22 protein-coding genes are annotated in these 26,597 nt (G+C 64.9%); 12 read left to right on the top strand and 10 right to left on the bottom strand.

Annotation, left to right across the window (positions count from 1 at the left end; all coding sequences use genetic code 11):
* The first annotated feature begins 2 nt into the window (after positions 1-2).
* Together ABIA42_RS11745 and ABIA42_RS11740 are read left to right on the top strand one after the other, a co-directional pair.
* Positions 3-554: a dihydrofolate reductase gene (locus ABIA42_RS11745; RefSeq protein WP_271530444.1), complete on the top strand. Its 552-nt coding sequence runs from the start codon at positions 3-5 to the stop codon at positions 552-554.
* Between the two features lie 526 nt (positions 555-1,080).
* Complete coding sequence (locus tag ABIA42_RS11740) at positions 1,081-2,196, top strand: helix-turn-helix domain-containing protein (protein WP_271530443.1); 1,116 nt, start codon at positions 1,081-1,083, stop codon at positions 2,194-2,196.
* A gap of 3 nt (positions 2,197-2,199) precedes the next feature.
* Here ABIA42_RS11740 and ABIA42_RS11735 read toward each other — a convergent pair whose 3' ends face one another.
* Together ABIA42_RS11735 and ABIA42_RS11730 are read right to left on the bottom strand one after the other, a co-directional pair.
* The gene (locus ABIA42_RS11735) at positions 2,200-2,652 is read right to left on the bottom strand and encodes a DoxX family protein (RefSeq protein ID WP_271530442.1); all 453 of its coding nucleotides are present in this window, start codon (positions 2,650-2,652) and stop codon (positions 2,200-2,202) included.
* A 421-nt stretch (positions 2,653-3,073) separates the two neighbouring features.
* Positions 3,074-5,383 carry an NADP-dependent malic enzyme gene (locus ABIA42_RS11730; protein ID WP_370113527.1) on the bottom strand — a complete coding sequence of 770 codons (2,310 nt, stop codon included), beginning with the start codon at positions 5,381-5,383 and terminating at the stop codon, positions 3,074-3,076.
* A 247-nt stretch (positions 5,384-5,630) separates the two neighbouring features.
* Between ABIA42_RS11730 and ABIA42_RS11725 the strand changes: the two genes are divergently transcribed.
* Complete coding sequence (locus tag ABIA42_RS11725) at positions 5,631-7,601, top strand: hypothetical protein (protein ID WP_370113529.1); 1,971 nt, start codon at positions 5,631-5,633, stop codon at positions 7,599-7,601.
* 162 nt (positions 7,602-7,763) lie between these two features.
* Here the strand turns inward: ABIA42_RS11725 and aspS are convergent, their stop codons facing one another.
* Positions 7,764-9,536, bottom strand: a complete 1,773-nt coding sequence (gene aspS, locus ABIA42_RS11720) for an aspartate--tRNA ligase (RefSeq protein WP_370113531.1) — start codon at positions 9,534-9,536, stop codon at positions 7,764-7,766.
* A gap of 188 nt (positions 9,537-9,724) precedes the next feature.
* Here aspS and ABIA42_RS11715 point away from each other — a divergent pair, with 188 nt between their 5' ends.
* From ABIA42_RS11715 to ABIA42_RS11695, 5 genes are all read left to right on the top strand, one after another.
* Positions 9,725-11,197 carry a YdiU family protein gene (locus ABIA42_RS11715; protein ID WP_370113533.1) on the top strand — a complete coding sequence of 491 codons (1,473 nt, stop codon included), beginning with the start codon at positions 9,725-9,727 and terminating at the stop codon, positions 11,195-11,197.
* A gap of 205 nt (positions 11,198-11,402) precedes the next feature.
* Entirely contained in the window at positions 11,403-12,251 is an 849-nt protein-coding gene (locus ABIA42_RS11710) for a phosphodiesterase (protein ID WP_370113535.1), read from the top strand.
* 1 nt (position 12,252) lies between these two features.
* Complete coding sequence (locus ABIA42_RS11705; RefSeq protein ID WP_370113536.1) at positions 12,253-13,203, top strand: carbohydrate ABC transporter permease; 951 nt, start codon at positions 12,253-12,255, stop codon at positions 13,201-13,203.
* A complete protein-coding gene (locus ABIA42_RS11700) occupies positions 13,200-14,069 on the top strand; it encodes a carbohydrate ABC transporter permease (protein ID WP_370113538.1) in 870 nt (289 codons plus the stop codon). The genes ABIA42_RS11705 and ABIA42_RS11700 overlap by 4 nt, the downstream gene beginning before the upstream one ends.
* Positions 14,070-14,080: 11 nt before the next feature.
* Positions 14,081-15,412 carry an ABC transporter substrate-binding protein gene (locus ABIA42_RS11695; RefSeq protein ID WP_271530434.1) on the top strand — a complete coding sequence of 444 codons (1,332 nt, stop codon included), beginning with the start codon at positions 14,081-14,083 and terminating at the stop codon, positions 15,410-15,412.
* 77 nt (positions 15,413-15,489) lie between these two features.
* On the opposite strand, the gene ABIA42_RS11690 is transcribed toward ABIA42_RS11695, so the two are convergent.
* Entirely contained in the window at positions 15,490-16,479 is a 990-nt protein-coding gene (locus ABIA42_RS11690; protein ID WP_370113541.1) for a zinc-dependent alcohol dehydrogenase family protein, read from the bottom strand.
* A 103-nt stretch (positions 16,480-16,582) separates the two neighbouring features.
* Between ABIA42_RS11690 and ABIA42_RS11685 the strand changes: the two genes are divergently transcribed.
* The 3 genes from ABIA42_RS11685 (at position 16,583) to ABIA42_RS11675 (ending at position 20,117) form a co-directional block, all read left to right on the top strand.
* A complete protein-coding gene (locus ABIA42_RS11685; RefSeq protein ID WP_370113543.1) occupies positions 16,583-17,482 on the top strand; it encodes a LysR family transcriptional regulator in 900 nt (299 codons plus the stop codon).
* Between the two features lie 354 nt (positions 17,483-17,836).
* Positions 17,837-18,985, top strand: a complete 1,149-nt coding sequence (gene rnd, locus ABIA42_RS11680) for a ribonuclease D (RefSeq protein ID WP_271530431.1) — start codon at positions 17,837-17,839, stop codon at positions 18,983-18,985.
* Between the two features lie 118 nt (positions 18,986-19,103).
* Positions 19,104-20,117 (top strand): IS5 family transposase, encoded by a 1,014-nt coding sequence (locus tag ABIA42_RS11675; protein ID WP_370113545.1) that lies wholly within the window; start codon positions 19,104-19,106, stop codon positions 20,115-20,117.
* 420 nt (positions 20,118-20,537) lie between these two features.
* Here ABIA42_RS11675 and ABIA42_RS11670 read toward each other — a convergent pair whose 3' ends face one another.
* The 5 genes from ABIA42_RS11670 to ABIA42_RS11650 all read right to left on the bottom strand — a co-directional run bounded on the left by ABIA42_RS11670 (position 20,538) and on the right by ABIA42_RS11650 (position 24,136).
* Positions 20,538-21,920 carry an aspartate aminotransferase family protein gene (locus ABIA42_RS11670; protein ID WP_271530430.1) on the bottom strand — a complete coding sequence of 461 codons (1,383 nt, stop codon included), beginning with the start codon at positions 21,918-21,920 and terminating at the stop codon, positions 20,538-20,540.
* Positions 21,921-22,121: 201 nt separating this feature from the next.
* Positions 22,122-22,292, bottom strand: coding sequence for a hypothetical protein (locus ABIA42_RS11665; protein WP_271530429.1), 171 nt, complete (start codon positions 22,290-22,292; stop codon positions 22,122-22,124).
* A 30-nt stretch (positions 22,293-22,322) separates the two neighbouring features.
* A complete protein-coding gene (locus tag ABIA42_RS11660) occupies positions 22,323-22,886 on the bottom strand; it encodes an isochorismatase family protein (RefSeq protein WP_370123516.1) in 564 nt (187 codons plus the stop codon).
* 25 nt (positions 22,887-22,911) lie between these two features.
* Complete coding sequence (locus ABIA42_RS11655) at positions 22,912-23,532, bottom strand: GNAT family N-acetyltransferase (RefSeq protein WP_124158925.1); 621 nt, start codon at positions 23,530-23,532, stop codon at positions 22,912-22,914.
* Positions 23,519-24,136, bottom strand: coding sequence for a hypothetical protein (locus ABIA42_RS11650; RefSeq protein WP_370113548.1), 618 nt, complete (start codon positions 24,134-24,136; stop codon positions 23,519-23,521). The genes ABIA42_RS11655 and ABIA42_RS11650 overlap by 14 nt, the downstream gene beginning before the upstream one ends.
* Before the next feature lie 71 nt (positions 24,137-24,207).
* Between ABIA42_RS11650 and ABIA42_RS11645 the strand changes: the two genes are divergently transcribed.
* Positions 24,208-25,248, top strand: coding sequence for a LysR family transcriptional regulator (locus ABIA42_RS11645; RefSeq protein ID WP_370113549.1), 1,041 nt, complete (start codon positions 24,208-24,210; stop codon positions 25,246-25,248).
* 18 nt (positions 25,249-25,266) lie between these two features.
* Here the strand turns inward: ABIA42_RS11645 and ABIA42_RS11640 are convergent, their stop codons facing one another.
* Positions 25,267-26,448 (bottom strand): autotransporter outer membrane beta-barrel domain-containing protein, encoded by a 1,182-nt coding sequence (locus tag ABIA42_RS11640; RefSeq protein ID WP_370113550.1) that lies wholly within the window; start codon positions 26,446-26,448, stop codon positions 25,267-25,269.
* Between the last annotated feature and the right edge of the window lie 149 nt (positions 26,449-26,597).

The raw sequence follows: 26,597 nt of genomic DNA, 5'->3' as shown, positions 1-26,597 counted from the left end.
CGTTGTCTTTCCGTATCGAGGGCTACGTCATCGTCTCGGCGGACGGCATGCTTGCCGACGCCGATCGCGTGATGCCCGACAGCCTGAAGTTCGAAGGCGACAAGCTCTTCTTCGAGCAGGCGCTCGATCGCGCCGCGCTGATCGTGCATGGCCGGCACTCGCACGAGCAGCAGCCGAATTCGCCGAAGCGCAAGCGGCTGATCCTGACCCGCAAGATCAGGGACCTCACCGTCGACCCGGAGATGCCGAACGCGACGCTGTGGAATCCGCAGCACGCAAGCTTCGATGAGGCCTGCGCCTTCGCGGACGTCGCCTCCGGCATGATCGCCATCATCGGCGGTCCGGGCGTATTCGACATGTTCATGGACCGCTACGACGCGTTCTGGCTATCGGAAGCCCCGCATGTGCGGCTGCCTGGCGGCGAAGGCTGTTTTGGCGGCGTGCCGGCGCGGACGCCTCACGAGGTGCTGGCTTCGCACGGATTGAAGCCGGGCGCCCCGTACGTGCTCGACGCGGCACATGAGGTGACCGTGACGCCGTGGCGGCCGGAGTAGCCTCCCGGCATGGCCGGCTGGCTTTCGCTCGCACCGGTGGGATGAGGCTCCGGCAAGAATCGGAGGAACAACCCCATGCACAGTACCGGCATCAGGACACCTTTGTGTATCCCGCGGGTTCATCAAGCAAAAATTGGCGCCGCCGCCGGCCAGCGCAAAGCCAGCTAGCATATTGGCCGAGACCCGATAATCGGCCCCGACGGCGGTGATGGCGCTATAGCCGACGTCCGTGGTGCTGCGTCAATACGAGCTGACGACTGAGAAACACCGGATCAATAGACTGAGACAAAAGCGCAAGACTGGACGGCCTGGATCGTGGCGGAAGACGCCAATTGGGTGCTGCCTGCCCCGAGACGGCATCATTGGTATACAAACGAGCCGCTTTCCCTCTGCGGAATGATCACCATATACGCCGGGGCTCGGGTCTCCCGCCGACGCCCTCCGCGGCCTCCGGATATCCTTGCGATGACTGGCCCGGCTGGCCGGCTCCGGCCTCAACGATGATCGAGACGCGACCACGGACACCATGAACGACGACTGCACGACGACAGGTCCGACAGACGCCTCCGGACTGACTGATGATGCAGCCGCGATTTCGTCCCTGCTACCGGCATTCGGCTTCACTGCCGATCGGATGGAGGCAGATGCGAACGTCGCCGCCTGGCGAGAATCTGTCGCCACGCTGTTCGACGTCGACGAGCTCGCCGCCGACGAACCGGGCCCGTTTCGCGCCGACATCAGCTCCTACGCCATGGGGCCGGTGCTGATCGGGCTGAGCCGTGCCAGCGGCCAGCGTTTCCGCCGCACCCCCGAAACGATTGCGCGCAGCGGCGTCGACCACATCATTCTCCAGCTCTATCTGAAGGGTGGCTATGACGGCGTCGCGGGCACCCGGCCGATCCGTGTGCGTGCCGGCGACATCTGCCTGTTCGACCTCGCCCAGACCCTGGAGACCAAGGCGACGGCTTTCGAGAATATCACGCTGGTCGTGCCGCGCCCGATGTTCGGCACCCATCTCTTGCGAGTCGACGACCTGCACGGCCTGGTCCTGCCGGGCAGCAGCGTGATCGCAAGACTGCTGGCGGGACATCTCACCGCTCTGGTCGAATTTGCTCCCCGCATGACGCTCGACGAATGCCAATCGGTGGTCGAGGGCACGGTCTCGCTGCTGGCCGCGTGCCTGCGCAACGAGCTCGAACGTGGCGACGCTGACGCCGACCATACCGTCGCTGCGAGCCCGTCCTTGATGCGGATTCGGCAATATATCGAGGCTGGCCTTGCCAGCGAGGATCTGTCGGCCAATTCGATCGCGGCCCATTTCGGCCTGTCCCGGGCCTCACTGTACCGGTTGTTCGCGCCCGTCGGCGGCATCGCGGACTACATTCGCAGCCGTCGGCTGCACCGCGCGTTCTTCGATCTCGCCAATTCGGGCTCGCGTGGTCCGCGCATCAGCGAGGTCGCGCGGCGCTGGCAGCTCGGCACCGACGCGCATTTCACGCGCTCGTTCAAGGCAGCCTACGGCATTACGCCCCGCGCAGCGCGCGAGGCCGCATTGCTCGGCCTGCAGCACGGCACCGATGCAACGGGCAGCGCAACGATTTCCCGCTGGATGCGCGAGATCGCGCCCCCAAGGACGCATTGATCGCTACACGTCGCCGTAGGCCGCCTCGGCCGGACGCGTGGTGCGGCCGTAGCCGATGATCATGCAGAGCGCGCCGATGATCGACAGGTTCTTGAGCGCGTCGACCAGCATCTTGGCGTTGTCCGGCGGGGTCTGGTTCCAGAAATCGTAGAACAGGACGGTCGCGACGGCGACGTAGATGATCAGCAGCAGCGCGAAGAAGCGCGCGCCAAGATTCAGCGCGATCATCAGCCCTGCGATGACCTCGAGTCCGCCGACCGCGATCGCCAGCAGCTGCGGCGTGGTCATGGCCGTCGCCGTCTCGACCTGCGTGGCGTAAGGCGCGATGATATCAGGCACTACGAGCTTGGTGGCGATGAAGTCCGCGGTCGCCTGGATGGCAAAGAGCTTGGTCGCGCCCGTGTAGATGAACAGAACGGCGAACAGGATTCGCCCGAAAGTCACGAACGCTGGCATGATCGGCCTCTTGGCAAAGCGCTACAGCACGGAACGCTTGAGGGGATTATGAAGAGTCCGTTTGCGGTTTTCAAACGCGGAAATGGAGAGCTGCGAGGAATTCAAAAGGGAGCGGCGCTCCGTTCGGTTGGCGCTCCCTAGAGCGCGATGCGATTAGGATGACTCGTCATCGCGCTTTAGGTTGTTGTTTAAGCATGATCTTTTCGGAAAACTGCTACGCACTTTTCCGGATCATGCTTTAGCGGAATCGAACCGAGAGCAGTGTGATCGGCCAAAACGCTCTCGGCGTCATGGCCGGGCTTGACCCGGCCATCCACGGCTTGCCTCGCGGGACGAAGAACGTGGATGCCCGGGACAAGCCCGGGCATGACGAGTTTGCCGAGCGAGCGCTCCCTAAATATCTTGAGGGGGTACGAAGCAACTACGTGAACAACGTCGGCTGCTGCCGGGCGGCGCGCTCCTGCGCTTCGACGACTGCAACAGCCGTCATGTTGAGGATGCCGCGCGCGGTCACCGACGGCGTCAGGATATGTGCGGGGTGCGCCGGGCCGACCAGGATCGGGCCGACGGGCAGCGCGTCCGCCAGCGACTTGATCATCTGATAGGCGACGTTGGCGGTGTCGAGGGTCGGCATGATCAGGATGTTGGCCTCGCCCTCCAGCTTGGAGTGCGGCAGCACCATCTTTCGCGCAGCGGCGGAGAGTGCGGTATCGCCCTGCATCTCGCCGTCGGCCTCGATCTCCGGATGCTTCTCCTTCAACAGCTGGGTCGCCCGCCGCATCTTGCGCGAGGACTCGGTGTCGTAGCTGCCGAAATCCGAGTGCGAGACGAAGGCGATCTTCGGCTTGATGTTGAAGCGCTGCACGTGGACCGCGGCGAGCGATGCGATCTCTGCGAGCTCTTCCGCGCTCGGGTTGGGCCGAACCTGCGTGTCGGCGATGAAGAAGGCGCCCTTGCTGGTGATCAGCAGCGCAAGCGCCGCATAGTCGCTGATCCCCGGCGAGAAGCCGATGATCTCGCGGACGTGGCGCAGATGGCTCATGTAGCGGCCCTCGACGCCGCAAAGCATGGCATCCGCCTCGCCACGCGTCACCGCGAGCGCGGCGATCACGGTGTTGTTGGTGCGCACCACCGTGCGGGCTGCATCCGGCGTGACGCCGCGGCGGCCGGCAACCTCGACATAGGACTGCACATAGGAGCGGTAGCGCGGATCGTCCTCGGGATTGACCAGATCGAAGTCCTTGCCGGCGCGGATCGAGAGCCCGAAGCGCTTGATGCGCGCCTCCACGACCGAAGGACGGCCGACCAGGATCGGCCGGGCCAGGTTCTCCTCCAGCACGACTTGCGTCGCGCGCAGCACGCGCTCGTCCTCGCCCTCGGCATAGATCACCCGCACCGGCTGGGTCTTGGCCTTGGCGAACATCGGCTTCATGACGAGGCCGGAGCGGAAGGCGAAGCGCTCCAGCAGCGCAGTGTACTCGTCGAAATTGGTGATAGGCCGCGTCGCGACACCCGACTCCATCGCCGCCTTGGCGACAGCCGGCGCGATGCGCAGAATCAGGCGCGGGTCGAACGGACTTGGGATCAGCGAGCCCGGGCCGAAGCCTTGGGTCTCGCCCGTGTCAAAACCCTGCGCGACCGCATCCGACGGCGCCTCGCGCGCGAGCTGCGCGATGGCCTCGACGGCGGCGTGCTTCATCTCCTCGTTGATCGCGGTGGCACCGACGTCGAGCGCGCCGCGGAAGATGAAGGGAAAGCAGAGGACGTTGTTGACCTGGTTCGGATAGTCCGAGCGGCCGGTGCAGATCATGGCGTCGGGGCGCGCCTTTCGCGCCTCTTCCGGCATGATCTCCGGCACGGGATTGGCGAGGGCCATGATCAAGGGCTTGTCGCCCATCGCCTTGGCCATCTCGGGCTTGAGCACGCCGGGTGCCGAGAGCCCGATGAAGATGTCGGCGCCGCCGATGACGTCGGCGAGCGTGCGCTTGTCGGTCTTCTGCGCATAGACCGCCTTCCAGCGGTCCATCGAGGTGTTGCGCCCCTCATGCACGAGACCGTCGATGTCGCAGACCCAGATGTTCTTGCGCTGCGCGCCCATCGAGACGAGCAGGTTCAGCGTTGCGAGCGCGGCGGCCCCCGCCCCCGAGGCCACGATCTTGACGTCGGACAGCTTCTTGCCGTTCAGCCTGAGTCCGTTGGTGATCGCCGCGGCGACGATGATGGCGGTGCCGTGCTGGTCGTCATGGAAGACCGGGATCTTCATGCGCTCCTTCAAGCGCGTCTCGATCTCGAAGCATTCCGGTCCGCGGATGTCTTCCAGATTTATGCCGCCGAAGGTCGGCTCGAGCGCCGCCACCGTCTCGACCACACGGTCGATGGTGTCGGCGGCGATCTCGATGTCGAACACGTCGATGCCGGCGAATTTCTTGAACAGGACCGCCTTGCCTTCCATCACCGGCTTGGAGGCCAGCGGGCCGATATTGCCGAGGCCGAGCACCGCGGTGCCGTTGGAGACCACCGCGACCAGGTTGGCGCGGGTGGTGAGCGTGGCCGCCTCGGCCGGGTTCTTGGCGATCTCGGTGCAGGCCGCGGCAACGCCCGGAGAATAGGCAAGCGCGAGGTCGCGCTGATTGGCAAGCGGCTTGCTTGCCTGGATCTCGAGCTTTCCGGGGCGCGGCAGACGATGATAGGCGAGCGCCGCCTGGTGGAGATCATCAGAATAGGACGACATGCGGAGTCTCGCCTCACGTTACCGGCATCAAAATGCATGATCCGGAGCTGCCGCCCAAGCGAAACGGTATTTCCGGGTCATGGAAACGGGATGAAGCACGCCGGGTGCCCCGGTGGCAACATCCGATTGCGCCCCCATCAACAGGGCGTGCAGTCAACTGTCTGAAAACCATAGCTTTCCCTGGACCGCGTGGCGTTTGCCGAATATGGCAGGTTGCGCGATGTAGAACGAGCAACTGGAGCTGGGAATGAAGCGAATCCTGATCGGCCTGATCGTGGCAGCCGTGCTCGGCGCCGGCGGATGGCTCGGCTTCAATCTCTACGTCCAGCACCGGGCCACCAGCGAGGTCGAGGCAGCCTTCGAGCAGATGCGCTCGGGCGGCGGCAAGGCCAGCCACGGCAAGATCACGTTCGAGCTCGCGACCCGGACGCTGACGATCGAGGACATCGCAGTCGATCCCGGCAACCCGTCGCAAGGGCACGTCAAGATCGGCGCCTTCAGGAGCACCGGCGTCCGCCAGACCGGCGAGACGCGCTTCGCTGCTGACGGCATCGACATCTCGGGCGTCGAGATTGGGTTGGACGAAGTCGGACCCGGCAAGCTGAAAGTGGCCTACAAGATCCCGCAGGTGACGCTGCGCGACTATGCGGGTCCCCTCCGCGTTCAAAGCGTGCCGGCATCGAGCTCGTTGAGCGACATGTACCGGTTCGTGCTCGACCAGTTCGCGAGCGTGACGGCCACGTCCGTGACGATGCCGTCCATCAACATCAGCTTCGACGCCGGCAGCAGCGTCGGCAGCGGTGAAGTCGTCTATTCCGGCCTCGCGCTGCAAAACCTCGGCCGCGGCAAGGTCGATGCAATGAAGACGGACCGCGCCACCTTCACGATCAACGTGACGCAGCCGGGCAAGGCGGACAAGCTGACTGGCGAGATTTCCGGCATCATCGTCAATGATTTCGACTCGACCCCGATCCTCGCCGCACTCGATCCGCAGACGAGCGGTGACGACAGCTACCGCCGAGTCTACCGGCAAATCTCGAGCGGCCCTTATGTGCTCAAGTCCGCGCGGGGCCTGCGTATGGATGTCGACGGCTTCGCCATGGAAGACATCGACGTGCAGCCGTCGAAGCTCCATTTGTTCGAGATGTTTGCCATGCTGCCGCAGGACAAGTCGGCCCCGCCTACGCAGGCGCAGACGCGCGAGCTGATGGAGAAGGTCGCCGGATTCTACGAGGGTATTCGCATCGGCAAGGCCGAGATCGGCAAGACTTCGATTGGCACACCGCAGGGAACAGGGAAGATCAACGCGATCCGCTACCGGCAGGACGAATTCGCGATCGAGGGCGTCGATGCACCCTCGCCGCAGGGGCAGTTCAAGATGGAGCGCTTCGCGCTCAAATCCTTCAGCATGCCGAACTTCATGCGCTGGGCCTCCGGTCTCAACAATCCCGGGCAGCCGCCCTCGCCCGACCAGATGCTGGGCCTGTTCCGGGTGTTCGAAGGCGCCGAGGTCAAGGGCGTGGTTGCGCCCCACAACACCGCGCGGCAGCCCATCACCGTCGACACGATCAGCCTGAACTGGGGCCAGCTGGTGGGATCGATCCCGAGCAAGGCCAATCTGGTCGTGAAGATGGTCACACCGACCGATCCCGCCAATCCGGCGCTGCAGCCGCTGATCGTGGCAGGCGTGGACAAGCTCGCGATCGACCTCGATCTCGGCGCGGCCTGGACGGAATCCTCTAGCGCCTTCGCGCTGGCGCCCGCCACGCTCGATCTCGGCAACCTCGCCAAAGCGCAGGTCAGTTTTGCGCTTGCCAACGTGCCGCGCGACCTCTTCACCACGACGGACCGGTCGGAGGCCATGGATCAGTTGACGCAGGTCGAGACCGGCGCGATCGAGCTGTCCTTGCGCGACCGCGGCGTGGTCGATCTGGTCGTGGCTCAGTTCGCGCGCATGCAGAATGTCAGCCGTGACACCGCGCGTAGCGCCATCGTCGCGACGATCCGGGCGCAGGGCGAGAAGATCGCCGCCTCCAATCTCGATGCCAAGGTCGCGGTCGATGCGCTCGCCGGCTTCGTCGCGACCTCAGGGCAAACGCTCACCATCAAGCTGACCCCGTTCGGCAAGCTGCCGCTGCTTCAGCTGATCGATGTCCTCGACAACGAACCGATCATCGCGCTGGCGCAGTTCAAGATCGAGGCGTCGACGGGGCTGTAGGAAGAGACAGGCGGCTCTCTGCTCCGCGTCATTGCGAGGAGCTCTTACGACGAAGCAATCCAGACTCGTTCCGCGGAAAGATTCTGGATTGCTTCGCTGCGCTCGCAATGACGCGGAGGAGAGAGCGCGCCTCTTCGTGCATGAGGAGAGGCGTTGCCTCACTCACTTCTGCGGCAGGTTCACGCGGATGTGCAGCTCGCGGAGCTGCTTGGTGGTGGCTTCCGAGGGCGCGCCCATCAGGAGGTCCATGGCCTGCTGGTTCATCGGGAACAGCGAGATCTCGCGCAGATTCGTGGTGCCGCACAGCAGCATCACGATGCGGTCGACACCCGCGGCCATGCCGCCATGCGGCGGCGCGCCGTACTGGAAGGCACGGTACATGCCGCCGAAGCGGTCGACCACTTCCTGCTCGCCGTAACCTGCGATCTCGAACGCCTTCACCATCGCTTCCGGCACGTGGTTGCGGATGCCGCCGGAGGCGATCTCGTAGCCGTTGCAGGTGATGTCGTACTGGAACGCCTTGATGGTCAGCGGATCCTGCGACTTCAGCGCGTCGAGACCGCCCTGCGGCATCGAGAACGGGTTGTGCGAGAAGTCGACCTTCTTGTCGTCCTCGTTGTACTCGTACATCGGGAAGTCCACGATCCAGGCGAGCTCGAACCGCTCCTTGTCGGTGAGGTTCAACTCCTCGCCGACCTTGTTGCGGGCAAGGCCCGAAAATTTCCAGAACTTGTCGGGGTCGCCGGCGACGAAGAAGGCGGCGTCGCCTTCCTTGAGGCCGAGCTGTGCGCGGATCGCGGCGGTGCGCTCGGGCCCGATGTTGTTCGCGAGCGGGCCTGCGCCCTCGCCGCCCTCGCGCCACATGATGTAGCCGAGGCCGGGCTGGCCTTCGCCCTGCGCCCACGAGTTCATGCGGTCGCAGAACGCGCGGCTGCCGCCGCCCGGTGCCGGGATCGCCCAGACCTGGTTCTTGGGATCCTCGAGCATGCGCGCGAACACCTTGAAGCCGGAGCCGCGGAAGTGCTCGGAGACGTCCTGCATCTCGATGGGGTTGCGCAGGTCCGGCTTGTCGCTGCCGTATTTGCGCAGCGCCTCGGCGAACGGAATCCGGCGCCAGCCCTTGGTGACCGGCTTGCCCTTCGCAAATTCCTCGAACACGCCGGTGATGACGGGCTCCATCGCGGCGAAGACGTCCTCCTGCGTCACGAAGCTCATCTCGACGTCGAGCTGGTAGAACTCGCCCGGCAGGCGGTCGGCGCGCGGGTCCTCGTCGCGGAAGCAGGGCGCGATCTGGAAATAGCGGTCGAAGCCCGACATCATCAGCAGTTGCTTGTACTGCTGCGGCGCCTGCGGCAGCGCGTAGAACTTGCCGGGATGGATGCGCGACGGCACCAGGAAGTCGCGCGCGCCTTCCGGCGAGGACGCGGTCAGGATCGGGGTGTTGAACTCGAAGAAGCCCTGCCCCTCCATGCGCCTGCGCATCGACTTGATGATCTCGACGCGCGTCATGATGTTCTGGTGCAGTTTTTCGCGGCGCAGGTCCAGGAAGCGATATTTGAGCCTGATGTCTTCCGGATATTCCTGGTCGCCGAACACCGGCAGGGGCAGATCGCCGGCCGGGCCCAGCACCTCGATCTCGCTGACATAGACCTCGACCTTGCCGGTCGGCAGATCGTCATTGTCGGTGCCCTCAGGTCGACGGCGGACCTTGCCGTCCATCTTGACCACGAATTCCGAGCGCAGCTTTTCGGCCAGCGAGAACGCCGGCGAGTCCGGGTCGACCACGCACTGGGTCAGGCCGTAATGGTCGCGCAGGTCGATGAACAGCACGCCGCCATGGTCGCGAACGCGATGGACCCAGCCTGACAGGCGGACCGTCTCGCCGATGTTGCTGTCGCGGAGCGCGCCGCATGTATGTGACCGGTAGCGATGCATGGTCGTCCCAAAATCAATGTCGGAGGATGCGAATCGAACGGCCTGTCACGGCCGGTCCGAATTTGCGGCAGGGTTTACCTCGCTAGGATCAAGGCGGCAACCAAGGGAACGCCCTGTTTTGGGCTAGAAGTGCCCATTTTCACGGGCCGAGCCTTTGCCATCAGGCGTTCCAGCCCTATCTTGAGCCCATGACGGTGCATTTCCCCTTCCAGAACTCCTATTCGGCGCTGCCGGACAGCTTCTTCGCCCGCGTCGCGCCGACCCCGGTCGCCGCCCCCCGGCTGATCAAGCTGAACCGGCCGCTGGCAATCCAGCTCGGGCTCGATCCGGACCTGCTGGAGACCCCTGAGGGTGCCGAGATCCTGGCCGGCAAGACGGTTCCCGCCGGCGCCGATCCCATTGCCATGGCCTATGCCGGCCACCAGTTCGGGCAGTTCGTCCCCCAACTCGGCGACGGCCGCGCCATCCTGCTCGGCGAGGTCATCGACAAGGACGGCGTCCGCCGCGACATCCAGCTCAAGGGCTCGGGCCCCACCCCGTTCTCCCGCCGCGGCGACGGCCGCGCCGCGCTGGGTCCGGTCTTGCGCGAGTACATCGTCAGCGAAGCGATGCACGCGCTGGGCATCCCGACCACGCGCTCGCTCGCCGCGGTCGTCACGGGCGAGCACGTCATCCGCGAGACCGCGCTGCCCGGCGCGGTGCTGACCCGCGTCGCCTCCAGCCATATCCGCGTCGGCACCTTCCAGTTCTTCGCCGTCCGCCGCGACACCGAGGCGATCCGCCGGCTCGCCGACCATGTGATCGCGCGCCACTATCCGGACCTGCTGCAAGCCGAGCGCCCTTACCACGCCCTGCTCGCGGCCGTCGTTGAACGTCAGGCCAATCTCATCGCGCGCTGGCTCCTCGTCGGCTTCATCCACGGCGTGATGAACACCGACAACACGTCCATCTCCGGCGAGACCATCGATTACGGCCCCTGCGCTTTCATGGACGCCTACAATCCCGCGCAGGTCTTCTCCTCGATCGACGAGATGGGCCGCTACGCCTATGCCAACCAGCCGCGCATCGCGCTGTGGAATTTGACGCGCCTCGCCGAATGCCTGCTGCCGCTGTTCTCCGACGAGCAGGAGAAGGCGGTCGCCGAAGCCCAGGACATTCTCGGCGCCTTCTCCGACACGTTCAGCGCGGCCTATCAGGCCGGCCTGCGCAGGAAGGTCGGCCTCTTCACCGAGCGCGACGGCGACGAGGCGCTGATCCAGGACCTGCTGGATGCGATGGCGAAGAACCAGGCCGACTTCACGCTCACCTTCCGCAAGCTCTGTGACGCCGCGGCTGGCGACGCAGCCGACGCGCGCGCGCAGTTCATGGAGCCCGGCGCGTTCGACGAGTGGGCCGGACGCTGGCGCGCGCGTCTCGTGCTCGAACCGCAGACAGCGGCGGAGCGGCAGGCGGCCATGAACGCCGTCAATCCGATGTTCATCCCGCGCAACCACCGCGTCGAGGCGGTGATCCAGGCCGCGGTGAACGATGACGACTATGCGCCGTTCGAGCAATTGGTGAAGGTGCTGGCGAGGCCGTTCGAGGACCAGCCGGACTACGCCGCCTACGCCGATCCGCCGCTGCCGGATCAGCGGGTGCTGCAGACGTTCTGCGGGACGTGAGGCAAGTTTCAACCGCGCACCACCATCTTGAATTGATCCACGGCAGGGATTGCGCCTTGCGCTGGTCCATTTCTGTCCGCGGGCGTTGTGGACACGTCGCGTCCCGCGGAACCGCTGTCATCAAACTGAAACACACGCGCTCTAACCGCCTGTCAGGGTCGTCTTGCCGGAGACGTCCATCCTCCAACCGTCCCGACAGCGCGCCATGCCCTTCAAATTCATCCACATCACCGACACGCATCTCGCGAATCCCGGGCTGAAGCTCTACGGCCTCGACCCGCGCGCCCGGCTGGACGCCGCCATCGCCGACATCAACCAGCATCAGTCCGATGCCGCCTTTGCAGTGGTCACCGGCGACCTCACCCATTGGGGCGAGCCGGAATCCTACGCCAATTTCGCCGAGGCGATGGCTGCGCTGAAGATTCCCTACATCGCCATGGTCGGCAATCACGACCGCCGTGTCACCTGCCTCGATGCGCTGAAGGCCGCGCCGCGCGATGCCAACGGCTTCGTGCAGGGCACGCGCACCACCGAGCACGGCCTGTTCGTCTTCCTCGACACCCTGGACGAGACCAGCCATGCCGGCGAGATGTGCGCCAAGCGCCTCGGCTGGCTGGCGAGCACGCTCGCCGCCGCGCCCGCGGACATGCCGCTCGTCGTGTTCATGCACCATCCGCCCTTCCCGGTCGGCGTGCACGCGATGGACGAGATCGGGCTGAAGCAGAGCACGGAATTCGCCGAGGTGATCGCGCCTTATCGCGCGCGCATCCGCCATCTCTTCTTCGGCCATGTGCACCGGCCGATCTTCGGCAGCTGGGGCAAGATCCCGTTCTCGACCCTGCGCGGCACCAACCATCAGGTCTGGTTCGAGCTCGACCAGAGCGCGCCGCACCTCGCCAGCCACGAGCCGCCGGCCTACGGCGTCGTGCTGATCGACGACGAGAGCCTCGTCGTGCACAGCCATGACTTCCTCGACGAGAATCTGCGCTTCCCGTTCGCCCCGCCCGCGGGAATGGACGGCCGCGACTATGCGCTCAATTTCCCGGCGCGGTGAGATGAGCCTCGCCGAACCCGCGGCTCTCCCGGTCGCGACCTCGGCGGCGCCGCGCCTCGACGTGCTGAAGCGCCTCACCGCCCGCGTCAAAGCCTCACTGCCGGCCTATCTGCTGCTGCTGCCCTCGCTGGTCTTCCTCGCGCTGTTCACCTATGGCGCGATGGGCCGCGTGCTCATCGATGCGCTCTATCAGCGCGCCACACCGAAGGCGCCGCTGCGCTTCGTCGGTCTCGACAATATCGCGGCGGTGCTGGCCGATCCTGCCTTTACCGGCGCCGTCGTCAACAACCTGATCTACGCCGTGGGCACGGCTGTGCCGAGCATCGCCCTTGCGCTGTTGTTCGCGCTGGCGCTTGCGCGCACCCATGCCGTGAACAGCGCGCTGCGCGCCGCGCTATTCCTACCGGTGCTGATCCCGATGGTCGCGGCGTCCGCGCTGTTCCTGTTCATCTTCCTGCCCAATGTCGGCCTGCTCGACTACTACATCGGCCGGCTGCTTCCGGTGCTGCCGAACTGGCTCGGCGACCCCGACATCGCGCTCTATGCGATCATGGTCATCACGATCTGGAAGAACGCCGGCTACTACATGCTGTTCTTCCTCGCCGGCCTCCAGGCCGTGCCCGAGGACGTGATGGAAGCCGCGCATCTCGACGGCGCGGGCCCATATCAGCGCCTGCGCCACATCATCCTGCCGGAGCTCAAGCCCACCTTCCTGTTCGTCACCGTCATCGCGATCCTCAACGCGGTGACGCAGGTCGACCACGTCTTCGTCATGACGCAGGGCGGGCCGTCCAATTCGACCAGTCTGGTGCTGTTCTACATCTACCAGCAGGCGGTGGAGCATTACGACATCGGCAAGGCCTCGGCTGCGACGCTGCTGACGCTGGCCGCGCTGATGAGCCTCACCGCGCTCTCCTTCCGGACCATGGCGAACCGCGAGGGCAGGTCATGAAGCTGGTCGACCGCCTGTTCAGGGACGCTCCCCTCGCCACCCGGGGCGAGATCACGCCGAAGCTCGGCTTCGCGCTGACGGTGCTGCTTGCGATCGTCTGGCTGATCCCGTTCCTGTGGATGGTCGTGGCGACGCTGCGCCCGGCCTCGGACGGCATCAACGCCATGGCCGAGCTGATGCCGAGCCTGAAGCCGACGCTCGACAATGTCAGGGATGCCTGGGAGATCGGCGATTTCCCGCGCTACACCCTCAACACCACGATCATCTGCGCCGGCATCCTGCTGGTCCAGTTCGTCACGATCACGCTGGCAGGCTTTGCCTTCGCCCGCCTCGACTTCGCCGGCAGGACGCTGATCTTCTACCTGTTCCTGATGCAGCTGATGCTGGTGCCCGTGCTGCTGATCGTGCCGAACCTGAAGCTCGTGGCGCAGCTCGGCCTCTACGACACGCTCGCCGGCGTGATGATGCCGTTCTTCGCCTCGGCTTTCGGCACGTTCCTGATGCGCCAGGCGTTCGAGGCGATCCCGACCGAGCTGGAAGACGCAGCCCTGATCGACGGTGCCAGCCTGTTCCAGCGCATCCGCCACATCTACGTGCCGCTGTCGATGCCGAGCTTCTCGGCCTTCGCCATCATCTCCGTGACCAGCCACTGGAACGACTTCCTGTGGCCGCTGATGGTGATCAATTCGCCCGACAAGCGGCCGCTCACGGTCGGCCTCTCGGTGTTCACCAAGACCGCCGAAGGCACGCAGGCCTGGGGCACCATCGCCGCGGGCACGCTGATGGTGATCGCGCCGCTGCTCGTCACCTTCCTGATCTTCCAGAAACGCTTCATCAGCTCTTTCGTCACCTCAGGCATCAAATAGGAGATTTTCCGATGCTGTTCTCCCGCAGGCTCATGCTCGGCCTCGCCATGGCCGGCACCTTGGCTGGCGCCCTCGCCTTCCCGGCGATGGCCGAAGGCCCGACCGAGATCGATCTGTTCTTCCCCGTTCCGGTCGACGGCAAGCTCGCCCGCGACATGGGCACCTTGATCAAGGAGTTCAACGAGACCCATCCCGGCGTCAAGGCGACCGCCGTCTACACCGGATCCTATGACGATACGCTGATCAAGACGCGCGCCGCGATCAAGGCCGGCAAGCCGCCGGCTGCCGTGATCATGTCGGCGAACTTCCTGCTCGACATGCAGATCGAGAACGAGCTCACCAATCTCGACAGCCTGATCGCTGCGGACGGCACCACCAAGGAGAAGTTCCTGGGCCAGTTCTTCCCGGCGCTGCAGGGCAACGCCGTGATCAACCGCTCGGTCTACGGCGTGCCGTTCCACAATTCGACGCCGCTGCTCTACATCAACGCCGACAAGGCCAAGGAAGCCGGCCTCGATCCGAACAAGCCGCCGCAGACCTGGGCCGAGCTCACCGACTGGGCCAAGAAGCTGACCAAGCGCGAGGGCGACAAGGTGACCCAATGGGGCATCGCGATCCCCTGCGCCTACGACTATTGCGGCTGGATGATGGAAACACTCACCATGAGCAATGGCGGGCGCTACTACAACGAGGAGTTCGGCGGCGAGGTCTATTACGACACGCCCTCGATGCTCGGTGCGCTCACCTGGTGGAACGACCTCATCTACAAGCACAAGGTCCATGCGCCCGGCGCGACGCCTGGCCCTGCCGTCAGCACCTCCTTCATCTCCGGCAATGCCGCGATGATGATGCTCTCGACGGGCTCGCTCACCTACGTGCGCGACAACGCCAAGTTCGCCTACAAGGTCGCCTTCATCCCCCGCAATGTCCGCAACGCCGTGCCGATCGGCGGCGCCTCGCTGATCATGCCGGCAGGGCTCGAGGCCGACAGGCAGAAGGCCGCCTGGACGCTGATCAAGTGGATGACCTCGCCCGAGAAGAGCGCCTGGTGGAGCCGCGCCACCGGCTATTTCGCGCCCAACATGGCCGCCTACAAGACGCCCGACATGGTCGACTTCCTCAACAAGAACCCCGACGCCAAGACCGCCGTCGAGCAGCTCGACGTCGCAAAACCCTGGTTTGCGACCTACAAGACCGTTCCTGTCCGCAAGAACCTCGAGGACGAGGTGATGCTGGTCCTGAACGGCAAGAAGCAGCCGAAGGAAGCCCTCGCCGCCGCCCAGAAGGCCGCCGACGAGACGCTCAAGCCATACAATGCGGAGACCTCGCTGAAGCTGCCGTAAAGCCGTCGACGGCACGCGCATACGACCTCGGCGCTCCACAGTGTGGAGCGCCGAATCCGTCGCTGGGTGACGCGATCTCAGATCGTCACCACGATCTTGCCGAACTGCGCGTTGGACTCCAGAAAGCGGTGCGCCTCGACGATCTCCTCGAACCGGAACGTCCTGGCAACCACCGGCACTAACGTTCGGTCCGACAGCCCGTCGAGAATGAACGCCTTTGCCTTCGCAAGGCGCACGGGATCGCGGATGATCTCGTGCACGAGGTAGCCGCGCAGTGTCAGGCTCTTGCCGAGCACGTTGAAGAGCGGGAACGGCGTCGGTTCGGGGCTCAAGCCGCCATACTCGATCAGGATCCCGCCCGGCGACATCGCCGCGGTCAGTGGCTCGAATGCGGGACCACCGACCGCGTCGAATATCACGCGGACGCCCTTTGAACCGGCAATCTCCAGCAGTCGCGCTCCGATAGGCTCCTCCTCCGAGGCAACAACGTGAGCGGCGCCGGCATCGAGCAAGGGCCGCCGCTTGATCGAGCTCCGCGTCAGGGCGACTGGGACAGCGCCGATCCGGTTCGCAATCTGGATCGCCGCGAGCCCGACGCTGCTCGATGCCGCCGTGATGACAACGACGTCCCCTGGCCCAAGTCCGGCGATGTCGACCAGCGCGCCATAGGCCGTCAGATACTGCATCCAGACCGCAGCAGCTGCCTCGAAGCCAAGCTCCGGCGGATGCTTCACGACGAGTTCGGCCGGAAACGTCGCAAGCTCGGCATAGGCCGGCCATCGCACCATCGACAGCGGCGGGACGATGCTCACGGCATCGCCTGGCACGAAGCTGGTCACATCATCCCCGACCGCTTCGACGACGCCTGCCGCCTCCAGACCCAGCCTCGACGGAAATGTCGCGGTCTCGATATAGGTCCCCTTCCGCAACAGGGCTTCGGCACGGTTGAGACCGAGTGCCCTGACCCGGATCTGCACCTCGCCGGTTGCCGGTGGCGGAACATCGACGGTCTCGATGCGCAGCACTTCGGGACCACCATGTTGATGAAAGCGAACGGCGCGGACCATGGATACACTCCTAAACAGTTGAATTGAATGGAGCTATGCCGATCCGGCGGAAGCCGATAAATCGCGTAACCAAGCGAACAGTCGAAACCAGGAGTTTTCAATCATGGACCGCCTCACCAGCATGGCCGCCTTCGTCAGGGCTGTCGATCTCGGCTCGTTCGCGGCCGCGGCGGACGCGCTGGAGATGTCGGGGCCGATGGTCGGCAAGCATGTGCACTTCCTCGAAGAGCGCCTCGGTGTCCGCCTCCTCAACCGCACCACGCGGCGCCAGAGCCTGACCGAGGCCGGCCAGGCCTATTACGAGCGCTGCCGCGCGGTACTCGCCGAGGCGGAAGCCGCCGACGCCGTCGTCACCGACGAGTTATCCGAGCCGCGCGGCAGGCTGCGCGTGACCATGCCGGCCCTGCTGGGACGGCACTGCATCGCCCCCTTGCTGATGAAGCTGGCGCGGAAATATCCGCATCTCGAGCTCGACCTCTCCTTCGGCGATCCGATCGCTCACATCATCGAGGCCGGCTACGATCTTGCGATCCGGACCGGCGATCTCGACGACCAGTCCGGTCTGATCGCGCGGCGCATCGCAAGCCAGCGCATGGTGGTGTGCAGCGCGCGCTCGTACTTGCGGACGCACGGCAAGCCAAAATCGCTCGACGATCTCGCAGCACATCAGGCGATCATCTATCGCCGCTCCGGGCGCGTCAGGCCGTGGCTGTTTCCGCAGCTGGGCGAGTCTCCGCGCGAGATCATGCCCGCAGGCAGGCTGAGGCTCGACGATCTGGAGGCGATCGCCGATGCCGCCGCGCAAGGCATGGGGCTCGCCTGGCTGCCCTACTGGCTGGTTCGCGAACGCCTCGACACCGGTGCGCTGGTCCGCCTCTTCGGCGGCCAGCCTGAATTCCTCTACGACTGCCACGCGCTGTGGCCCCGTTCGCCCCGGCTGCCGCCAAAGGTCCGCAGCGCCGTGGACACCCTGGCCGCCGTCCTGCCGAAGCTGATGACGTGACAGTGGTCTTGCCGCCAATTAACTCCCCGTCCACCATCCGGCTGCCCACGCCGCCGGTAACCACGAGAATTAACAGACCCTCAACGTACCCCCGACAAATCTATCAATGTTTCTGGAGATTTCGCCGTGGATCTGTTGGTTATCGAATTCCTGGGGCTGGCGCTGGTCGCCATGTGCGTGCTCGTGGTGGCGCTGCCCTGCGCGCGAAAATCCTCGCAGCGGGTCCGCTACGAATAGGATTATCGTCGGAAAAAGGTGCCTCCGGCCCAAAAGCAAGGCTCGAATTCGCTCAGAGCCCCTTGACATCACAGCACTTTCGGCAGAACGGCTGGTGTCAAGTGTCATGGGCCGTTCATGGATTTGATTACCACCACCGCTGACCTCGCGGCTGCCTGCAGCCGGCTGGCCAAGCACCCCGTCATCACCGTCGATACCGAGTTCCTCCGCGAGACCACCTATTACCCGCTGCTGTGCGTGGTGCAGATGGCCAGCGCGGAGGAGGCCGTTGTCATCGACACCTTGGCCGGAGGCATCGACCTCAAGCCGTTCTTCGAGCTCATGGCCAACGAGGGCGTGCTGAAGGTGTTTCACGCCGCTCGCCAGGACATCGAGATCATCTGGCACCAGGCCAATATCATCCCGCATCCGGTGTTCGACACCCAGGTTGCCGCGATGGTGCTCGGCTACGGCGACAGCATCGCCTACGACGCGCTGGTCGAGAAGGTGACCGGCCACCGTCCGGACAAGACCCACCGCTTCACCGACTGGTCGCGGCGGCCGCTGACCAAGGAGCAGATGCATTACGCGGTGTCCGACGTCACCCATCTGCGCGACGTGTTCGCCGCGCTCGACGCCGACCTGAAGAAGCGCCGCCGCAGCGAGTGGGTCTCCATCGAGATGGAAGTCCTGACCTCGCCCAGAACCTACGACTTCCATCCCGAGCGCGCCTGGGAGCGGCTGAAGACGCGGGTGCGCAAGCCCAAGGACCTCGCGGTGCTGATGGAGGTCGCGGCCTGGCGCGAGCAGGAGGCGCAGAGCCGCGACGTGCCGCGCGGCCGCGTACTGCGCGACGAGGCGATCACCGACATCGCGACCCACGCGCCGACCACGCTGGAGAAGCTCGCGCATCTGCGCTCGGTGCCGAAGGGATTCGAGAAATCGAAATGGGGCGCGGACATCATCGCCGCTGTCGAGCGCGGGCTGGCGCGGGATTTCTCGAAGCTGCCCAAGCTGGAGAAACCGCGCAACAACTCCAACGGCGCGGCCATCGTCGAGCTGCTGAAGGTGCTGCTGCGGATGACCGCCGAGCGCCACGCGGTCGCAAGCAAGGTCATCGCGACCGTCGACGATCTCGAGGAGATCGCGGCGGACGACGAGGCGGATGTACCGGCCTTGCGCGGCTGGCGCCGCGAGCTGTTCGGCGACGCCGCCCTGAAACTGAAGCGCGGCGAGCTTGCACTGGCGATCGAGAAAGGCCGCGTGATCGGGGTGCAGCGGGCTTAAAGCGGAATGGCTTTAGTTTGAATCGATTGCCGCGGCTCGTACACCTCTCCCGCTTGCGAGAGCTTTGCATAAAGCACGAATCTGCAATTCTCTCGGCTTGATTGGTAGGGGGCTGGGGATGGCATATCGGCAGGTTGGACAACCGAGCTTCGCGGACGCGCTGGTGTCGCGGCGAGGGAAAGGCAATCGGGTGCTGAGGCGGGTTGGCGAACTGGTCGATTGGGCGGCAGTGGCGCGCGTGCTGGGCGGTCTGCCGGAACCGGAGCGGGGCGCGCCGGCCTATCCGCGGCTGGTGATGTTCAAGGCGCTGCTGCTGCAGCAATGGTACGGGCTGTCCGATCCTGAGCTTGAAGAGGCGCTGGATGATCGCGCCTCGTTCCGCGATTTCTGCGGCTTTGTGCTGGGCGACGAGACCCCCGACCACGCAACGATCTGGCGCTTCCGCGACGCTTTGCAGCGGGCCGGCCTGGACGAGACGCTGTTCGGTGAGATCCTGCGCCAGATCGAGGCGCATGGGCTGGTGCTGCGGCGGGGCACACTGATCGATGCGAGCCTGATCCCGGCGGCGGTGAAGCCGCCAAAGCCGCCAGAGGACCCGCAGCCGCCCGGCCCGGACGGCCGGGCGCCGAGCAAACTGGTCAACAGCAAGCGCGATCCGGATGCGCGCTGGACCAAGAAGGGCGGCAAACGATACTTCGGCTACAAGGCGCATGTCGGCATCGACAAGGGCTCGGCCATCATCCGCCGCAACAAGCTGACCGATGCTGCGGTCAACGACACGGTGCCCGCCGACGAGTTGATCTGTGGTGATGAGAAGGCGGTCTACGCCGACCAGGCCTATGACAAGCACGAGCGCCGCAGCGGCCTCCGTGCGCGAGGCATCAAGCCGCGGCTGATGTTTCGGCCCAACAAGCATCATCCGCTGACCGAGCGGCAGAAGCGCTTCAACGACGCTGTGGGAAAGCGCCGCGCACCGGTCGAGCAGGTCTTCGCGCGCCTCAAGGGCAGCTACCGCTGGGCGCGCGCCCGCTATCTCGGCTTGGCGCGCAACCAGACGCGTCTGCGCCTGATCTGCCTCGCCATGAATCTCAAACGATGGGCAGTGCTGTCTCCTGCGGGAGCTGCGGCATGACCGCCGCCGCCCAACGCCATCGGTTGGCCGCGAAAACCCAACCATTCAACGCCCGCGCGCCGTCCGACCCCGCGCAAAAAAAGCCCGACATCGGGAACCAGTCCCTTACATCCAATTATGCAAAGCTCTCGCTTGCGGGAGAGGTCGGCGCGAAGCGCCGGGTGAGGGCTTTCTCCTCTTGGGGATTGTCCCATTGCGGAAATACCCTCTCCCCGACCCTCTCCCGCGAGCGGGAGAGGGAGTGCACCTCCGTCGTTGCAGCGATCAAGCCTCATCTCATCACGCTCCATCTAGCGATCAGCCTCGCTGCTTCCACATCTTCATTGCGAGCGGAGCGAAGCAATCCGGTCTGCCTTCGCGGAGACTGTCTGGATTGCTTGGTGGCTTCGCTCCCCGCAATGACGCGGAGAGAGCGAGCCCCTACGCCGGCGTCAGCTTCGCCACTTCCCCCTTCATGTCGTTCAACACGCCCGAGATCGCGGCGACCAGATCGTCGATCTGCGCCTTGTTGACGATCATCGGCGGGCAGATGGCGATGGCATCCAGCATGTTGCGCGAGATCACGCCGCGCTCCTGGAGCATGCGGCTGGCGATGCCGCCGACTGCGCCCGGCGTCGCCGCTGCGGTCTTGCGCCCCTTGTCGAGCACGAGCTCGAGGGCTGCGATCATGCCGACGCCGCGGACCTCGCCGACCAGCGGGTGGCTGGTAAGCTCACGCAGCCTGCCCTGCATGTAGGCGCCGAGCTCGGCGGCATGCGCGACCAGGCCGCGCTCCTCGATGATCTTGAGGTTCTCCAGCGCGATCGCCGAGCCGACCGGATGGCCGCCCGCGGTGAAACCGTGGCCGAGCACGCCGATCTTGTTGCTCTCGTCCGCGATCGGCTCGAACATGCGATCGTTCAGGATGATCGCCGACAGCGGGAAATAGCTCGAGGTGATCTGCTTGGAGACCACGATCGCGTCGGGCTTGATGCCATAGGTCTCGCAGCCGAACATCTTGCCGGTGCGGCCGAAGCCGCAGATCACCTCGTCGGCGACCAGCAGGATGTCGTACTTCTTCAGGACCTTCTGGATTTTGTCCCAATAGGTCGCCGGCGGCACGATGACACCGCCCGCCCCCATCACCGGCTCACCGAAGAAGGCGGCGATCGTGTCAGGCCCCTCCTTCTGGATCAGCGCATCAAGCTCCTCGGCGCGGCGCGTCGCGAAATCTTCCTCGCTCTCGCCGGGGGCGCCGTCCTTGTAGAAATGCGGCGAGCCCGTGTGCAGGATGTTCGGCAGCGGCAGATCGAACGAGCGGTGGTTGTTGGGAAGGCCGGTGAGGCTCGCGGAGGCGATGGTGACGCCGTGATAGGCGCGCAGGCGGCTGATCACCTTCTTGCGCTGGGGCTGGCCGAGCGCGTTGGAGCGGTAGGCGATCAGCTTCAAGACCGTGTCGTTCGCCTCCGAGCCGGAATTGGTGAAGAACACCTTGCTCATCGGCACCGGCGCGAGCGCGACCAGCTTCTCGGCGAGGTCGATCGAGGGCCCGTGCGACTTCGCGGAGAAGGTGTGGTAGAACGGCAGCGCCTGCATCTGCTTGTGCGCCGCCTCGACCAGCCGCTTCTCGTTGAAGCCGAGCCCGACGCTCCACAGGCCGGCCATCGCTTCGAAATAGCGCTTGCCCGTCGCGTCGAAGACATAAGGCCCCTCGCCGCGCTCGATCACGAGGGGACCGGCCTGCTGATGCGTGCGCGCGTTGGTGTAGGGATGGAGCTGATAGGCCACATCCCGGGCCTCTTGCGAATTGGGCAGCATGGACATTTGCGGAGATCCTTGAAAGCGTCACGTCGCAGGCAGAGCCGGCGTCATCACTTGATGGCAAGTACCTTGGCTATTGCGACAGCGCAAAACATGCAACGCCAATTCGTCGGCAGCAAACGCTCAGCAGCGATGCACAAAGCCGCATGTCACAAAGCCGCACATGACAGAGCCGCACATCACAGAGCCGCACGGTGGCAGCTCTCACGCCGCGCCGTCGTCGCCACCATCGTCGGCGGCGGCACCGGCTTCCCTCACCTCCACCAGCGCCATCGAGAGCAAGTAGAGTGTCGTGGGCAGACCAAGCCTGCGCGCCTTCTCGGCGGCACGCGACAGATCGCTCGCCAGCTCCTTGAGCTCCTCTCCCCGTGACAATCTCTCACCCCATCCGCCGGTTGCGGACGCCTACACCGCAACGGCGCCGCTGGTTCTGATCAGTTCGGCGCTGGACTGCATTGTAGCAAAATTTCCGATGACATTCACTACCGCGTGCCTGTAGGCGGCGGCATCGTCCGTGCCCGGCTGCCGGCAAGCCGCGGCGTCAGTGACCACCTGGTAGCGATGGCTGCGATGAAACCCGTCGACGGCGGTGGCCAGGATGGTCTCGTCCAGGGAAAAGCCGATCAGAATGCAGCGCGTGGTGCGGATACTGGACATGTAGTCTACAAACCGCGACGAACTGTAGGCGGACGGCAGCGGGTGCTCGAACGTCATCTCTCCCGGCCGCGGCCTGGTTTCCGCGATCCAATTGGTCAGCCCGGATGCCGGATTGAACCAGGCCGCCTGCGCGATGCGCTTCAGGTGCATGACCGGCCACAAATTGCTGCGCCACAGCGTGAGGAGTTCCAGGCAACGCGCCGTCACCGCATCGCCGTCGAGGACGACATGGCGACGGCCGGGGGTCAGATATTCGACCTGAAGATCCGCACAGACCAGTATCGGCGGATCATCCTGCATGGAAGCCAGCATTTCGTTGCGCGCAGCTGCACCAGTTTCAACGGTCGGCAAATGCGAGGTCTCGCAGCGGTGAGGTCACCGCCCGCCCCGCCGAGGCATCAAGCACGCCCGGCCGGTCCCAATCGCCCTCGGGACGGATGATCACATAGGGATCGCTGTCCAGCGTGATGGCGTCCGGGCCCGGCTCGATCTCCAGCAGCATTTCTGTGTAGGAGAAATCCGAGAACGTGATCTTGCGATTGTGACCGAGCGGCTTGGCGCCGAAATGGGCCCAGAAATCGACCAGCCGGTCCTGCGCCTGGCCGTAGATCTTGCGAAAGCCCTTGCGCTTCACATAATCGACGCTGGCCTGCACCAGCTTGAACGAGACGCGCGAGCGGCGATATTGGTGACGCACCGCGAGCCGCTCCACCTTGGCGAAATCGCCGAAGAACCGCACCCGCAGGCAGCCCGCAGGCTCGTTGCCGACGAAGCCGATGAAATGCGCGGCGACCATGTCGTTGCCGTCGAACTCCTCCTCGAACGGACAATCCTGCTCGGCGAGATAGACCGCCGAGCGGATGGCGGTCACCAGCATGAGATCGTTCGGATCGCGCGCGAGACGGATGGTGATGGCGCGGGAACAGGGCTTGGCGAGAGGAATCCTAGTACCGTGCATCTGCAAAGCTCCTTGATTGGATGATCGCGCCTGGCATGCACACCGGCTGCCGATGCCAGGGACGCTCGTAGCACCAAAGGTCGGGTTGAAAGCTCGGGACAGGCGCAAAGCCTGTCGCCTTCATGATGTCGCGTCCGGCCACCGTTGACGGCTGCGCATAGCAATCCGCGCCGCGAAACCTTATCTGCCGCAGATGAGCCGCGGCCTTGCCGAGACCGGCGATTCCGCGGCCCGTCGCCGCGATCGCCCAGATGTAGATGGCTGCGACGTCTTCGTCCGCCGACGCGAGATGGCGCGTCTCGGGCGCGGTGAGGCAGATCTCGTCGAGCAGCAGTGCATCGTGTCCGCGATCATTGAGAAACAGGAAGGCCATGCCGCCGACGAGGTTGCCCTTCCGGCTGAACGCGAGGATACTCTGAGGGTCGAACGTGAAGTACCTCGCAAGCTCCGCTGCGCCGATCTGCACGCCCGGCACGAGCCGGTGCGCCATATCCGAAAGCGCCGCGATTTCGGAGAATTGCGCACAGCGCACGTCGACATCCGGGCTCAGCGGCAAGGCATCGAAATCATGCCTTGCGGCAAACGGGCCCCTTTCCATACTCATATCACGCCTCTATCGTTCGAGGCTTTCGTGCCCCGCTACGACGATGAGCTTAGCGGTTGGGGATCAGGAGTATGCAGCAGTTATTGCACCGGGGTGCTGCGATGATGCAGCACCGTGAAGAAGCCCTGGATGCGTCCTGGGACGATTTAAAGCTGTTTTTAGCGTGCGCAAAATATAAAAGTTTCCGCAATGCGGCCGAAGAGCTCGGGCTCACCTCCACGACCTTGATGCGCCGCGTCGATCGGCTCGAAGAGAGGATCGGGTGCAAGCTGTTCCTGCGCGACCAGAGCGGACTCACGCTCAGCGATGAAGGCACAGCAATGATCGCCGACGTTGCGCATATGGAGCGTCATGCCTTCAACGTCTTCCGCCGCGCCTCGCGATCGTCGAACGACACCTCGGGCACCGTGCGCGTCGCAGTGACGGAAGGCCCCGGGAATTTCTGGATCCTGCCGCGACTGATCGACTTCCAGAAGACCTACCGCAAGATCACGGTCGACCTGCGCTGCGCGATGGAGCAGGCCGACGTCGCACGGCTCGAATCCGATATCGCGATCCAGCTCGAGCCGCCGACCAATCCCGATCTGATCGTCGCCAAGCTCGGCCGTCTCCACATCTATCCCTTCGTCTCCAAGGAGTACGAGACTCTCTACGGCGTGCCGGCAACGCTCGCCGAATTGAAGAACCACCGCATCATCAAGCAGAGCGCGCCGCAGGTCGACGACGGCGCCTATGCCCGTGTGCTCGGGTTGAACTCGCTCGAGGGCATCGTCGGGATCAAGACCAATTCGTCGGTCGGCGTGCTCTATGCCGTCGAACGCGGCGCCGGCATCGGCTTCCTGCCGACGGTGTCGATCGCACTCGGTGCGTCGCTCGTTGCCGTCGATCTCGGCGTCAGCCACCACGCCGATCTCTGGCTCACCTATCACAGGGAGTTCCGCACCTCCGAGCGTCACAAGGTTGTGGTCGACTGGCTGAAGAAGATCTTCGACGCCAGGACCTATCCCTGCTTCCGCGACGAGTTCATCCATCCGAATGCGCTGGTGCCGATGATGACGGCCGCGCGCGAGGGGTTTGGATTGGAGGGCTATGTCGCGGCAACGCCGACCTGAGCGCGGACGAGCTTCAACTCACCATTTGTATTCGAAGCCGACGGTACCCTGGTGCAAGGTGAGCTCGTTGCGGAACTTGCCGTCGTAATTGACGTAAAGCCGTGCCACGTTGGTCAGGCTGAGCGAAGCCGAGGCTCCGGCATCCGCGCCGTAGCGGCTCTCGCCGATGCCGGGGACCACGATGCTCTGGGCCCCCAGGCTGACCTGGATAGATCCCAGATCCTGGTGGAAATTGTCGACGAGCTTGCCGTAGGCCGAGAGGTCCAGAATCTTCTGGTCGAAGATGAAGTAGCGGCCGATCTCGGCGCCGATCATCGCGCGTGCGCGGGAGAGCGCCGTCGAGCCGACGCTGAGCGGATCGAGACCGCCGGATTCCTCGAACGCGGCACTGGTGGCGCGCACATATTCCAGCGCGCCCTTGGGCACGATGCGCATCTGGTCCTTGGTCCAGTAATAGCTGATCTCGGTCAGCGCACCGTCGACCGCGGCGCTATAGCCGGCGGTCGCAAGGCCAAGACCGGTGTCGCGGCTGGACCGGACCTTGCCGAAACCGTGCACCACGGCAAAGGCCCAGGTCCATGGGCCCTTGTCGACCGAACCATTGAAGCCAAGCTGGGTCAGGTCGAGCGTGGCCGACTGGAGCGCGAGCGGCACGTCGATGTCGGTGTGGCTCTGGTCGATGGAGAAGCCGATGTTGACACCGGGCGCGAGCCGCGCGCCGAGGCCGGCGACGCCGCCAAACGTCCTGCGCTTGTCGCCGACGAAATCGCCCTGCGCGTCGGTGCGGACCGAAATGCCGTAGCCTTCGAACCAGGTACGGTAGCGCGGATCCTCCGTGCTCGCGGAGGCACCGCCGCCGCCGGGATTGGTCCGGAACGATCGGTTGAAGCCATTGGCGGCCTGGTTGCCCAGCCGCTCCAGAAATCCCGAGCCGAAATTGAGCATGCTGTTGCCGGCCGACTGATCGTAATCGGTCGCGGTCGGGATCGGGGTCGGCGACGGCGTGGGTGTCGGGGTCGGCGTGGGTGTCGGACTTTGCGCGAGGACGGGTGTCGCGGCCGACATCGTCACGACCAGCGCAAGCGCGATGGCTGCAAAGGTCCTGGCTGCAAAGGTCCTGGCGACCGCTGCCGCGATCCGGCGGACGCGGTCCAGCCCGATCGCCTGCCGTGTCCCGGACGGCTGCGAGGTGCAGCGCATGACGACAAAATCCCGAAGCAAAGGGCGGCCCGCAAAAATGCAACACGAGCGGCTCGTGCCGTGTGGCGATTTGTGCCGAACTGCCACGGAGGGTCAACCGGTTGGCCCGCGGTCGCCGAGGCTATTGCCCTCGATTGTGGTTCCGCGGC

The organism is Bradyrhizobium sp. USDA 327, from assembly GCF_041262065.1.
Taxonomy (GTDB): domain Bacteria; phylum Pseudomonadota; class Alphaproteobacteria; order Rhizobiales; family Xanthobacteraceae; genus Bradyrhizobium; species Bradyrhizobium liaoningense.
This window is presented reverse-complemented; position numbering and strand designations above follow the sequence as displayed.